This is a genomic window from Acidovorax sp. Root219 (assembly GCF_001428665.1).
In the GTDB taxonomy this organism is placed as follows: Bacteria; Pseudomonadota; Gammaproteobacteria; order Burkholderiales; family Burkholderiaceae_C; genus Acidovorax.
In genome coordinates, this window is record NZ_LMIJ01000029.1 from 50,982 (window position 1) to 63,611 (window position 12,630).

The 12,630-nt window shown below is 65.4% G+C and carries 11 protein-coding genes; all 11 read left to right on the forward strand.

The window, feature by feature from the left end; all coding sequences use genetic code 11:
• The first annotated feature begins 138 nt into the window (after window positions 1-138).
• The 11 genes from hisS to ASE28_RS25300 all read left to right on the forward strand — a co-directional run bounded on the left by hisS (window position 139) and on the right by ASE28_RS25300 (window position 12,356).
• A complete protein-coding gene (hisS, locus tag ASE28_RS25250; protein ID WP_057268979.1) occupies window positions 139-1,404 on the forward strand; it encodes a histidine--tRNA ligase in 1,266 nt (421 codons plus the stop codon).
• Between the two features lie 15 nt (window positions 1,405-1,419).
• Window positions 1,420-2,106: a tetratricopeptide repeat protein gene (locus tag ASE28_RS25255; protein ID WP_057268967.1), complete on the forward strand. Its 687-nt coding sequence runs from the start codon at window positions 1,420-1,422 to the stop codon at window positions 2,104-2,106.
• A complete protein-coding gene (gene bamB, locus ASE28_RS25260; protein ID WP_057268968.1) occupies window positions 2,103-3,275 on the forward strand; it encodes an outer membrane protein assembly factor BamB in 1,173 nt (390 codons plus the stop codon). The genes ASE28_RS25255 and bamB overlap by 4 nt, the downstream gene beginning before the upstream one ends.
• A 161-nt stretch (window positions 3,276-3,436) precedes the next feature.
• Window positions 3,437-4,780: a ribosome biogenesis GTPase Der gene (der, locus tag ASE28_RS25265; protein WP_057205351.1), complete on the forward strand. Its 1,344-nt coding sequence runs from the start codon at window positions 3,437-3,439 to the stop codon at window positions 4,778-4,780.
• A 277-nt stretch (window positions 4,781-5,057) separates the two neighbouring features.
• Window positions 5,058-5,312: an RNA chaperone Hfq gene (hfq, locus tag ASE28_RS25270; RefSeq protein WP_057205382.1), complete on the forward strand. Its 255-nt coding sequence runs from the start codon at window positions 5,058-5,060 to the stop codon at window positions 5,310-5,312.
• Between the two features lie 63 nt (window positions 5,313-5,375).
• Window positions 5,376-6,551, forward strand: coding sequence for a GTPase HflX (gene hflX, locus ASE28_RS25275; RefSeq protein ID WP_057268969.1), 1,176 nt, complete (start codon window positions 5,376-5,378; stop codon window positions 6,549-6,551).
• Between the two features lie 53 nt (window positions 6,552-6,604).
• Entirely contained in the window at window positions 6,605-7,987 is a 1,383-nt protein-coding gene (gene hflK / locus ASE28_RS25280; RefSeq protein ID WP_057205359.1) for an FtsH protease activity modulator HflK, read from the forward strand.
• Window positions 7,988-7,996: 9 nt separating this feature from the next.
• A complete protein-coding gene (gene hflC / locus ASE28_RS25285; protein ID WP_057268970.1) occupies window positions 7,997-8,908 on the forward strand; it encodes a protease modulator HflC in 912 nt (303 codons plus the stop codon).
• A 193-nt stretch (window positions 8,909-9,101) separates the two neighbouring features.
• Window positions 9,102-10,250 carry an ATP phosphoribosyltransferase regulatory subunit gene (locus ASE28_RS25290; protein WP_057205364.1) on the forward strand — a complete coding sequence of 383 codons (1,149 nt, stop codon included), beginning with the start codon at window positions 9,102-9,104 and terminating at the stop codon, window positions 10,248-10,250.
• Between the two features lie 29 nt (window positions 10,251-10,279).
• On the forward strand, window positions 10,280-11,656 hold the full coding sequence (locus ASE28_RS25295) for an adenylosuccinate synthase (RefSeq protein WP_057205367.1): 1,377 nt from the start codon (window positions 10,280-10,282) through the stop codon (window positions 11,654-11,656).
• Window positions 11,657-11,831: 175 nt separating this feature from the next.
• Window positions 11,832-12,356 carry a phosphoribosyltransferase gene (locus ASE28_RS25300; RefSeq protein ID WP_057205370.1) on the forward strand — a complete coding sequence of 175 codons (525 nt, stop codon included), beginning with the start codon at window positions 11,832-11,834 and terminating at the stop codon, window positions 12,354-12,356.
• Window positions 12,357-12,630: the final 274 nt, after the last annotated feature.

Genomic DNA, 12,630 nt, shown 5'->3' on the forward strand with positions numbered 1-12,630 from the left:
CCTGCGGGCCCGAACGGCCCAGCGAGGCGCCTCCCCGGAGCCGCCTCCCGTACCCCTATTCAACTGGAAACCATTGCCGTGAGTAAAGACGTATCTGCCGCCGCCGCCAAGCCCGAGAAACTGGTGGCGGTCAAGGGCATGAATGACATCCTGCCGCCCGACTCCGCCCGCTGGGAGTGGCTGGAGGACAAGGTGCGCAATCTGATGGCGCGCTATGCCTACCGCAACATGCGCACGCCCATCGTCGAGCCCACGCCGCTGTTCGTGCGCGGCCTGGGCGAGGTGACCGACATTGTCGAGAAGGAGATGTACTCCTTCGAAGACCGCTTGAACGGCGAGCGCCTGACCCTGCGCCCCGAGGCCACGGCCGGCGTGGTGCGCGCGGTGGTCGAGCACAACATGCTCTACGAAGGCGGCAAGCGCCTGTACTACATGGGCCCCATGTTCCGCCACGAGCGCCCCCAGCGCGGTCGCTACCGCCAGTTCCACCAGATCGGTGCCGAGGCCCTGGGCTTTGGCGGGCCCGAGGTGGATGCCGAGCTGATTCTGCTGGCCAACGCGCTGTGGAAGGAGATCGGGTTGACCAACGTGCGCCTGGAGCTCAACAGCCTGGGCCAGCCCGAGGAGCGCAAGGCGCACCGTGCGGCGCTGATCGCCTATTTCGAGCAGAACGCCGACCAGCTGGACGAGGAGGCGCGCCGCCGCCTGCACGCCAACCCGCTGCGCATCCTGGATACCAAGAACCCGGCCATGCAGGCGCTGGTGAATGCCGCGCCCCGGCTCATCGACTTCCTGGGCGCCGAGTCGCTGGCGCACTTCGACGCGGTCAAGGCCATCCTGGACGCCAATGGCGTGGCCTGGACGGTCAACCCGCGCCTGGTGCGCGGCATGGACTACTACAACCTCACGGTGTTCGAGTTCATCACCGAGCAATTGGGCTCGCAGGGCACCATCTGCGGCGGTGGGCGCTACGACTACCTGATCGAGCAGATCGGCGGCAAGCCGGCCCCGGCCGTGGGCTGGGCCCTGGGCGTGGAGCGCGTGCTGGAGCTGGTCAAGGAGCAGGGCGCCCAGGTGCCGGCCCTGGTGCCGGATGTCTATGCCATCATCCCCAGCCGTGCGGCGCTGCCCGTGGCCAGCCGGGTGCTGGAACAACTGCGTGCCCAGGGCATAGAGGTGCAGATGCACGGCGCGCCCACGGCGGGTGAGGGCATGGGCAGCATGAAGTCCCAGTTCAAGAAAGCCGACAACAGCGGCGCGCAGTATGCTTTGGTGTTCGGCGACGAGGAGCTTGCGCGCGGCGTGGTGGGCGTCAAGTCCCTGCGCGATGGCGCCGGCGCCCAGGTGGAGCAAGCCATCGCCAATGTGGCCGATTGGGCCGCCACCCTACAATCCAACCGTTAATTTTTACCTACCTCCATGGCAAATCATTTAGACCTCGAAGAGCAGGAACAACTCGACCAGCTCAAGCACTTCTGGAACAACTGGGGTACCTTGATCAGCTGCGTGCTGATCGTGGTCTGCGGTTCGCTGGCGGCATGGAACGGTTACCAGTACTGGCAGAGCAGCCAGGCCACGAAGGCGGCGGCGCTGTTCGACGCGGTCGATGTGGCCAGCCGTGCCAAGGACCAGGAGCGCCTGGAGCGGGCCTTCGGCGACCTCAAGGCCGGCTACGCGGGCACGCCCCAGGCGGCTCAGGCGGGCTTCACCGTGGCCCGCAACCTCATGGAAGCGGGCAAGCCCGATGGCGCGCGCGAAGCGCTCGCCTGGGTGGCCGAACATGCCGGCGACGATGGTTTCAAGGCGCTGGCCAGGCTGCGCCTGGCCTCCGTGCTGACCGAGCAGAAGAAATACGACGAAGCGCTGGCCCAGCTCTCGGGCTCGCTGCCTGCCGCGTTCGAAGGCGTGGCTGCGGACCACCGTGGCGACATCCTGATGCTGCAGGACAAGCGCACCGAGGCCCTGGCCCAGTACACCAAGGCCTACAAGGCCATGAACGAAGACGTGGAATACCGCCGCCTCGTCGAAGTCAAGCTCAACACGCTGGGCGCCAACCCTGCCGCCGAGACCGTGGCGGCCGCCAAGACGGCAGAGGCTGCCAAATGAGCGCGCAGACTCTTATCGGCACCCACCTTCGTCCGGCCCGTGGCCTGGCGCTGCTGGCCCTGGCGGCGGCGCTGGCCGGCTGTTCGGTGATGCCCGGCGGCTCGTTCTGGGGTGCCCCCAAGCCCGTGCCTGCCGACCTCGGTGCCAATGTGCCCGTGCTGGGCGTGCGCCAGGCGTGGACCAGCAAGGTCGGGGCGGTGGCGGGCCTGTCGCTGGACGTGCGCGTCAATGGCACCACGGTGACCCTGGCCTCGGCCGACGGCACGGTGGCTGCCATCGATGCCCGCACGGGCGGCGACATCTGGCGCCTGGCCCTGGCCGAGCCGCTGTCTGCCGGTGTCGGCAGCGATGGCAAGCTGGCGGCTGTGGTGGCACGCAGCAATGCGCTGATCGCCGTCGAGTCCGGCCGTGAGCGCTGGCGCCAGCCCATGGCCTCGCAGGTCTTTACCGCGCCGCTGGTGGCGGGTGGCCGCGTGTTCGTGCTGGCGGCTGACCGCACCGTGATCGCTTTCGATGCCGCCACTGGCAAGCGCCTGTGGACCCAGCAGCGCCCCGGCGAGCCCCTGGTGCTGCGCCAGGATGGCGTGCTGCTGGCGGTGGGCGATACCCTGGTGGTGGGCCTGTCCGGCCGCCTGGTGGGCCTGAACCCCGACAATGGCAGTGCCCGCTGGGAGGCCCCGCTGGCCAGCTCGCGCGGCACCAACGACGTGGAGCGCCTGGTGGAACTGGTGGGGCGCAGCAGCCGCGTCGGCGAATCGGTGTGCGCCCGTGCCTTCCAGTCGGCCGTGGGCTGCGTGAACACGGTGCGCGGCAACGTCGCCTGGACCCAGCGCGCCGCCGGCGCCGAGGGCATCGACGGCGACAAGGATGCGATCTTCGGCACCGAGAGCAATGGCTCGATGGTGGCCTGGAACCGCAATGACGGCACGCGCCTGTGGGGCTCGGACCGCTTCAAGCACCGCAAGCTGACCACGCCGCTGCTGCTGGGCCGCTCGGTGGTGGTGGGCGACGACACGGGCCTGGTGCACCTGCTCTCGCGCACCGACGGTGCGCCCCTCAATCGCATGACCACCGACGGCTCCGGCATTGCCGCAGCGCCGGTGGCTGCGGCAGACACCCTGGTGGTGGTCACCCGCAATGGCGGAGTATTCGGCTTCCGCCCGGAATGAGATGAAGCACCCCCTGAGTCGCTTCGCGCCTTCCCCCTCAAAGGGGACGACGCCAATGGCCGGGCCAAGCCCGTTCCATGGCGTCCGCTGGCTTTGGCAGCGTGCGGCTCATGGGTTGCGGATAGCGCATAGCGCAATGGAAAACTGATAGGTCGTATTCAATGAAGCCAGTTATCGCCCTCGTGGGGCGGCCGAATGTCGGTAAATCCACGCTGTTCAACCGCCTGACGAAGACCCGCGACGCGATCGTGGCGGACTTCGCCGGGCTCACGCGTGACCGCCACTACGGCAATGGCAAGCAGGGCAAGCACGAGTACATCGTCATCGATACCGGGGGCTTCGAGCCCGATGCCTCCACCGGCATCTACCGCGAGATGGCCAAGCAGACGCAGCAGGCCGTGGCCGAGGCCGACGTGGTCGTCTTCGTCGTGGATGCGCGCGCCGGTGTCTCGGCGCAGGACCATGACATCGCCAACTACCTGCGCCGGCTGTCCAAGCCCTGCGTGCTGGTGGCCAACAAGGCCGAAGGCATGGTCGAGGGCGTGCAGCTGGCCGAGTTCTATGAACTGGGTCTGGGCGAAGTGTTCCCGGTGTCGGCTGCGCATGGCCAGGGCATCAGGGGCCTGGTGGAGATTGCGCTCGAGCCGCTGAACCTGCCCGACCCTGACGAGGCCGATGCCGCAGGCGACAAGAGCGTCATCAAGCTTGCCGTGGCGGGCCGCCCCAATGTGGGCAAGTCCACCTTGATCAACACCTGGCTGGGCGAAGAGCGCCTGGTCGCGTTCGACATGCCGGGCACCACGCGCGATGCGATCACCGTGCCTTTCGAGCGCAACGGCCAGCGCTTCGAGCTGGTGGACACGGCAGGCCTGCGCCGCAAGGGCAAGGTCTTCGAGGCGATCGAGAAGTTCTCGGTGGTCAAGACGCTGCAGGCCATCGAGTCGGCCAACGTGGTGCTGCTGCTGCTCGATGCCACGCAGGGCGTGACCGACCAGGACGCGCACATTGCCGGCTACATTCTGGAGAGCGGCCGCGCCGTGGTGCTGGCCGTGAACAAGTGGGATGCCGTGGATGAATACCAGCGCACGCTGCTGGAGCGCTCCATCGAAACCCGCCTGTCGTTCCTGAAGTTCGCCTCGATGCACTTCATCTCGGCCAAGAAGCGCCAGGGCCTGGGCCCGCTGTGGACCTCCATCGTGCAGGCGCATAAGGCGGCCACCTGCAAGATGTCCACCCCCGTGCTCACCCGCCTGCTGCTGGAGGCGGTGCAGTTCCAGGCGCCCAAGCGCGCGGGCATGTTCCGCCCCAAGCTGCGCTACGCGCACCAGGGCGGCATGAACCCGCCGGTGATCGTGATCCACGGCAACTCGCTGGAGCATGTGACCGAGGCCTACAAGCGCTTCCTGGAAGGGCGCTTTCGCAAGGAATTCGACCTGGTGGGCACGCCGCTGCGCATCGAGGTCAAGACCTCGCACAACCCCTACGCGGACAAGGACGAGGGCTGACCCCGGGGGGAGGGCTGCCGCACGGCTCCTTCTTGGCCATGGCATATGCTGCATTGCAGCATGGTTATTGCAACGCCCTGGTTTGGTGAATGGCGCGCAGAAGTAACTATCTGTTTCTGTCGCCGCATATTCACCCCCGGTATTCCCTGGTGAGAACCTCGGTTCGGCGTGCAGAAAGGCCGGGTTGGCGAAAGGCCATGTCACCAGGCGGCAAAAGTCCCACTTTGCTGTGGTAAGGTGGTGGTTTACAACAACATCTTTGAACACGGAGAATATCGTGAGCAATAAAGGCCAACTTTTGCAAGATCCTTTCCTGAACGCACTGCGTAGGGAGCATGTACCTGTTTCCATCTACCTGGTGAACGGTATCAAGCTGCAAGGGCAAATCGAATCGTTCGACCAGTATGTGGTGTTGCTGCGCAATACCGTGACGCAGATGGTCTACAAGCATGCGATCTCCACCATCGTGCCCGGTCGTGCAGTCAATTTCTCGACGGCCGAAACCCCTGATGCAGACGGCGCCGGCACCTGAGTTGCGGCATCCAGTTCAGCATTCAATTCTGGGTCAGATGGTCATGGGCGGAGGCCATCCGCTTTGAGTACCCCCGCATCTTCTGACGCGGGTGGTGCCTCGGTGTTGCTGGTGGGGGTGGATTTCGGTCTTCCCCATTTCGATGGCGAGCTCGAAGAACTGGGTTTGCTTGCGCAAACTGCGGGGCTCAACCCCGTGGCGCGCCTGACCTGCAAGCGCAAGGCACCCGATGCCGCCCTGTTCGTGGGCAGCGGCAAGGCCGATGAAATCCGCACCCTGGCCCAGATGCACGGTGCGGTGGAGGTGCTGTTCGACCAGTCGCTCAGCCCTGCGCAGCAGCGCAACCTGGAGCGCAACCTGGAGCTGCCGGTCTCTGACCGCACCTTCCTGATCCTCGAAATCTTTGCGCAGCGGGCCCGCAGCCATGAGGGCAAGTTGCAGGTGGAACTGGCCCGGCTGCAGTACCTGAGCACGCGCCTTGTGCGCCGCTGGTCGCACCTGGAGCGCCAGACCGGCGGCATCGGTGCGCGCGGCGGTCCGGGCGAAAAGCAGATCGAGCTCGACCGCCGCATGATCGGCGAGGCCATCAAGCGCACGCGCGAGCGGCTCGTCAAGGTCAAGCGCCAGCGCTCGACCCAGCGCCGCCAGCGCGACCGGCGCGACACCTTCACCATCTCGCTGGTGGGCTATACCAACGCCGGCAAGTCCACGCTGTTCAATGCGCTGGTCAAGGCCCGCGCGTACGCGGCCGACCAGCTGTTTGCCACGCTCGATACCACCACGCGCCAGCTCTACCTGGGCGATGCGGGGCGTTCGGTGTCGCTGTCCGACACGGTTGGCTTCATCCGCGACCTGCCACACGGCCTGGTCGATGCCTTCCAGGCCACGCTGCAGGAGGCGGTGGATGCCGATCTGCTGCTGCATGTGGTGGATGCCTCCAACCCCAACTTTCCCGAGCAGATGGACCAGGTGCAGCGCGTGCTGCACGAGATTGGCGCGGCCGACATTCCGCAGCTGCTGGTGTTCAACAAGCTCGATGCGCTCGACGCCGAACAGCAGCCCGCGCTGCTGGAAGACCAGTACGAAGTGGAGGGGCAGATGGTGCCCCGCCTGTTCGTGAGCGCACGCTCCGGCCAGGGCCTGGACTCCCTTCGCCGTGTGCTGTCCGCACGGGTGCTGGCGGCGCAGGAGGACATGACCCCAGCTGATGCTGCCCCATTGCCGGCCCAAGAGGAGTGATTGGGCACAATGCCGTTTTGATCGATGCCACCAGAGAACCAGAGACTTTGCGCATGAATTTCCAAAATCGCACCCTACGCTGGGCTTCGCTGCCAGAACGTATCCGGGGCATGTTCAATCTGAACGATCCCCGCTGGGGCCGTGGTGAAGACAAGCCGGATGAAGGCGCTCGCCCGGACGAGCGCCCGCCGGCGCAGCCCCCCGCAGGCAACCGCGGGCGCGAGAACAACAAGGGCCAGGGCAATGGCCAGCCGCCGGACCTGGACGAACTGTGGCGTGACCTCAACCGCAAGCTCGGCGGCCTGTTTGGCGGCAAGGGTGGCGGTGGTGGACGCGGTACCGGGGGCGCCGGCAACGGCGGCTTCCAGCCTCCCGACATGAAGAGCGCGGGCGTGGGCGTGGGCCTGATCGCCGGCATCATCTTCGTGATCTGGATGGGCACGGGCTTCTTCATCGTGCAGGAAGGCCAGCAGGCCGTGATCACCCAGTTCGGCAAGTACAAGAGCACGGTGGGTGCGGGTTTCAACTGGCGCCTGCCGTACCCGATCGAGCGCCATGAACTGGTGTTCGTGACGCAGATCCGTTCGGCCGACGTGGGCCGCGACAACATCATCAAGAGCACGGGCCTGCGTGAGTCGGCCATGCTCACCGAAGACGAGAACATCGTCGAGATCAAGTTTGCCGTGCAGTACCGCCTGAGCGATGCGCGCGCCTGGCTGTTCGAAAGCAAGAATCCCTCGGATGCCGTGATCCAGGCTGCTGAAACGGCCGTGCGTGAAGTGGTGGGCAAGATGCGCATGGACACGGCACTGGCCGAAGAGCGCGACCAGATCGCGCCGCGCGTGCGCACGCTGATGCAGACCATCCTGGACCGCTACAAGGTGGGTGTCGAAGTGGTGGGCATCAACCTGCAGCAGGGCGGTGTGCGCCCACCCGAGCAGGTGCAGGCCTCCTTCGATGACGTGCTCAAGGCCGGCCAGGAGCGCGAACGCGCCAAGAACGATGCCCAGGCCTATGCCAACGACGTGATCCCGCGTGCCGTGGGTTCCGCATCGCGCCTCAATGAAGAGGCGGCTGCCTACAAGGCCCGCATCGTGGCCCAGGCACAGGGCGATGCGCAGCGCTTCTCGTCGGTGTTGGCCGAGTACCAGAAGGCGCCCCAGGTCACCCGCGACCGCATGTACATCGAGAGCATGCAGCAGATCTACGGCAACGTGACCAAGGTGCTGGTGGATTCGCGCCAGGGCTCCAACCTGCTGTACCTGCCGCTGGACAAGATCATGCAGAGCGTGGCCACCGGCACGCCAGGCGCCCTGGATGCGCCGCCCGCCAGCGCTGCGGCCACCACGGTGGTCCCGGCTGCGCCTGCGATCCCTTTTTCGAATGACCCCCGAGCGCGTGACAGCAGTCGCACACGCGAACGTGAATCCCGCTAGGAGCAGCTCGTGAACAGAGTCGGATTTATCGCATCCACCCTCCTGGTGGTGCTTGCACTCATGAGCTCCATGCTCTTCGTCGTGGACCAGCGCCAGTTCGGCGTGCTCTACGCGCTCGGGCAGATCAAGGAAGTGATCACCGAGCCGGGCCTGAACTTCAAGCTGCCGCCGCCGTTCCAGAACGTGACCTACATCGACAAGCGTCTGCTCACGCTGGACAGCCCCGATACGGAACCCATGCTCACGGCAGAAAAGCAGCGCGTGGTGATCGACTGGTATGTGCGCTGGCGCATCTCCGAGCCCACCCAGTACATCCGCAACGTCGGTCTGGATGAAAGCGCCGGTGCCATGCAGCTCAACCGCGTGGTACGCAATGCCTTCCAGGAAGAGATCAACAAGCGCACCGTGAAGGAGCTGCTCTCGCTCAAGCGCGAAGCGCTGATGGCCGAGGTGAAGCGTGAGGTGCTGGAAACCGTGCGCGGCGCCAAGCCCTGGGGCGTGGACGTGGTGGACGTGCGCATCACGCGCGTTGACTATGTGGAGGCCATCACCGAGTCGGTCTACCGCCGCATGGAGGCCGAGCGCAAGCGCGTGGCCAACGAACTGCGCTCTACCGGTGCGGCCGAAGGCGAAAAAATCCGCGCCGATGCCGATCGCCAGCGCGAGATCGCCATTGCCAACGCCTACCGCGATGCCCAGAAGATCAAGGGCGAGGGCGATGCCGAAGCCGCTCGCATTTACGCCGAGGCCTTTGGCCGCGACCCGCAGTTTGCGCAGTTCTACCGCAGCCTTGAAGCCTACAAATCGAGCTTCAACAAGAAGAGCGACGTGATGGTGGTGGATCCCTCGTCGTCGGAGTTCTTCAAGGCCTTCCGCGGCGGCACTGCTTCTGCGGCGCAGCCTGCAGCCCCGCGCAAGTAAAAAAGCGGCGCCAGGCGCACAGCGGCAGCCTCTGCATTGCAGGGCTGCCGTTTTTTTTGGGCCGCGCTACCTCCTGAGGGACGGGGTGACTCCATGTGTTTCGCGCGCTTGATGGCCTTGTTGGTCGGTCCCCGTTGGAGGGGCCTTGGCCGGTGCCGGTAGAATCACGGTTTTAACAGCCTCCCCTTTTCTCATGTCTGCTTGGGTCCTGCCGGATCACATTGCCGATGTCTTGCCGTCCGAAGCGCGGCACATCGAAGAATTGCGTCGCGGGCTGCTCGACACGGCGCGCTGCTATGGCTATGAGCTGGTCATGCCGCCGCTGCTGGAACACCTGGAATCCCTGCTGACCGGTACCGGCGAAGCGCTGGACCTCCAGACCTTCAAGCTGGTGGACCAGTTGTCGGGCCGCTCCATGGGGCTGCGTGCGGACACCACGCCCCAGGTGGCGCGCATTGATGCCCACCTGCTCAACCGCAAGGGTGTGACACGGCTGTGCTACTGCGGCCCCGTGCTGCACACCCGCCCCGACCGCCCCCATGCCACGCGCGAGCCGCTGCAATTTGGCGCCGAGATCTATGGCCATGCCGGGCTGGAGGCCGACCTCGAAGCCCTGCAGCTGGCGCGTGAATGCCTGCGCGTGGCCGAGGTGCGCGACACCACCATCGACCTGGCCGACGTGCGCATCGTGCGCAGCCTGCTGGCCGGTGTGGCGGTGGATGCGCCGTTGCTCAGCCGCATCCATGCCGCCCTAGCGGCCAAGGACGCGAGCGAACTGGCAACGCTGACCCGTGATTTCCCTGCGGCATCGCGCCAGGGGCTGCTGGCGCTGCTGCAGCTGTATGGTGACGAGTCCGTACTGGCCGAGGCCGACAAGGCCTTGAAGCACATCGCCGGCGTGGCTGAAGTGCTGTCGCACCTGCGCTGGCTGGCCTCGCGGTTGGACGGCGCCGTGGTCACCTTCGACCTGGCCGACCTGCGTGGCTATGCGTACTACAGCGGCACCCGCTTTGCCATCTATGGCAAGGGTGCCAGCGATGCGCTGGTGCGTGGCGGCCGCTATGACGAAGTGGGTGCCGTGTTCGGCCGCAACCGGCCTGCGGCCGGCTTCAGCCTGGACATCAAGCAACTGGTGAGCGTGGTGTCCCCGCGCGCCCTCAAGGCCGCCATCCGCGCGCCCTGGGGCGAGGCGAGCGACGTGAACGCCGCCATTGCCGAGCTGCGCCGCCAAGGCGAGACGGTGGTATGTGTTCTGCCTGGGCATGGGAGCGAAGTCGATGAGTTCCACTGTGACCGAGAGCTGGTGCAGATTGCGGGCCAGTGGGTCGTGCAGGCTGTTTGAGTTAATTGCAATTGAAAATTGGGTCTGAGATGAAAGCAACCAAAGGTCGCAACGTAGTGGTGGTCGGAACCCAATGGGGTGACGAAGGCAAGGGCAAGCTGGTCGACTGGCTCACCGAGAGCGCGCAAGGCGTTGTCCGGTTCCAGGGTGGCCACAATGCCGGCCATACGCTGGTCATCAACGGTGTGAAGACCGCACTGCACCTGATCCCTAGCGGCATCATGCGCCCCGGTGTCAAGTGCTACATCGGCAACGGCGTGGTGCTGTCGGCCGCCAAGCTCTTCGAGGAAATCGAAGGCCTGGAGAAGGCCGGTGTGGAAGTGCGCTCGCGCCTGCGCATCAGCGAGGCCTGCCCGCTGATCCTGCCATTTCACGCTGCCATCGACGTGGCGCGTGAAGCCGCGCGCGAGCAGGGCGGCACCGAGAAGATCGGCACCACCGGTCGCGGCATTGGCCCCGCCTACGAAGACAAGATCGCGCGCCGCGCGCTGCGCGTGCAGGACCTGAAGTACCCCGAGCGCTTCGCCGCCAAGTTGCGCGAGCTGCTGGACCTGCACAACCACGTGCTCACCACTTACCTGGGCTCGGCCCAATTCGTTTTCGGTGACGCCCTGAAGCCCTATATCCAGGACGGCAAGGTGCAATTCGACGTGGTGTACGCCGAAGCCATGCGCCACGCCGAGCTGCTCAAGCCCATGATGGCCGACGTCTCGCGTGAGCTCAACGAAGCCAACAAGGCCGGCGCCAACCTGCTGTTCGAAGGCGCGCAGGGCACGCTGCTCGACGTGGACCACGGCACCTACCCGTATGTGACCTCCAGCAACTGCGTTGCCGGCAACGCCGCCGCCGGCTCGGGCGTGGGCCCCGGCATGCTGCACTACATCCTGGGCATTACCAAGGCCTACTGCACCCGCGTGGGTGGTGGCCCGTTCCCCACCGAGCTCGATTGGGAAGTGCCTGGCACGCCCGGCTACCACATGAGCACTATCGGCGCCGAAAAAGGCGTAACCACGGGCCGCAGCCGCCGCTGCGGCTGGTTCGATGCCGCGCTGCTCAAGCGCAGTGCCCAGGTCAATGGCCTGTCCGGTCTGTGCATCACCAAGCTCGACGTGCTCGACGGCCTGACCGAGTTGCTGTTGTGCACCGGCTACGAACTCGACGGCGAGAAGATCGACCTGCTGCCCATGGGCGCGGAAGACATCGCACGCTGCACGCCCATCTACGAAACCCTGCCCGGCTGGAGCGACACCACCGTGGGCGTGACCGAATACGCCAAGCTGCCCGAAGCAGCCCGCCGCTACCTGGAGCGCATTGCTGAAGTGACCGGTGTACCGGTCGACGTCATTTCCACCAGCCCGGACCGCGACCACACCATCATGATGCGCCACCCCTACGTGGCCGACTGATCCCCCTTGCCGCTGCCCTGGCCGATGCGAGGCCAGGGCAGTGGTGCCGCGCAGCCCGTGGGCTGCACGGTAGAACGCATTTTCGTATTCCCTCTATATCGCGATGAGGGGTTGCTCTGGCGCTGCTGCCGTGTGATCCTCTTGTCTACAAGCCATCACCCCAGGAGCCCCGCCCATGTTGACCGAAGACGGCAAACACCTGTATGTCAGTTATGACGAGTACCACAGCCTGATCGAAAAGCTGGCGCTCAAGGTGCACCAGTCGAACTGGGAGTTCGACACCATTCTGTGCCTGGCACGCGGTGGCCTGCGCCCCGGCGACATTCTCAGCCGCATCTTCGACAAGCCCCTGGCCATCATGTCCACCAGCTCCTACCGCGCCGAAGCCGGTACGGTGCAGGGCCACCTCGACATCGCCCGTTTCATCACCACCCCCAAGGGCGAGATCGCCGGCAAAGTGCTGCTGGTGGACGACCTGGCCGATTCGGGCCACACCCTGCATGCCGTGATCGACATGCTCAAGACCAACTACGCACCTATTACCGAGCTGCGCAGTGCCGTCATCTGGACCAAGGCCATGTCCACCTTTACCCCCGACTACTCGGTGGAATTCCTGCCGACCAACCCCTGGATTCACCAGCCCTTCGAAGGCTATGACAGCCTGAGCCCCGCCAAGCTGCTGGAGAAGTGGCGCGTGTGACGCGCGTCGGGCCAGAACCTGGCAAGCAAGAAGAGGGCGCAAGCCCTCTTTTTTTCTTGGTGGATCCATGGCGAGCGGCAGGGTGAAACAGGCAAAGCGCAAATTCATCGGGTTTTCCCTGCCACCCCTCAAAAGTAGTGCTATAGTCGAGGGCTTCGCTACCAAGACCTCTATTCTTCAGGAGTCGGTCGGTTGAAGGTACTGCCCAGGTAGTGCTTTCAGCGGTTTGGGTAGACCGAAGCGAACTTTGCAAAAAGTTGGGGTCTTTGAGAAA

What these genes read in the sequence shown, in the direction of transcription:
- hisS (WP_057268979.1), top strand. Translation starts at nt 139, where the DNA reads ATGAATGACATCCTGCCGCCCGACTCCGCCCGCTGGGAGTGGCTGGAG.
- ASE28_RS25255 (WP_057268967.1), top strand. Translation starts at nt 1,420, where the DNA reads ATGGCAAATCATTTAGACCTCGAAGAGCAGGAACAACTCGACCAGCTC.
- bamB (WP_057268968.1), top strand. Translation starts at nt 2,103, where the DNA reads ATGAGCGCGCAGACTCTTATCGGCACCCACCTTCGTCCGGCCCGTGGC.
- der (WP_057205351.1), top strand. Translation starts at nt 3,437, where the DNA reads ATGAAGCCAGTTATCGCCCTCGTGGGGCGGCCGAATGTCGGTAAATCC.
- hflK (WP_057205359.1), top strand. Translation starts at nt 6,605, where the DNA reads ATGAATTTCCAAAATCGCACCCTACGCTGGGCTTCGCTGCCAGAACGT.
- ASE28_RS25290 (WP_057205364.1), top strand. Translation starts at nt 9,102, where the DNA reads ATGTCTGCTTGGGTCCTGCCGGATCACATTGCCGATGTCTTGCCGTCC.
- ASE28_RS25295 (WP_057205367.1), top strand. Translation starts at nt 10,280, where the DNA reads ATGAAAGCAACCAAAGGTCGCAACGTAGTGGTGGTCGGAACCCAATGG.
- ASE28_RS25300 (WP_057205370.1), top strand. Translation starts at nt 11,832, where the DNA reads ATGTTGACCGAAGACGGCAAACACCTGTATGTCAGTTATGACGAGTAC.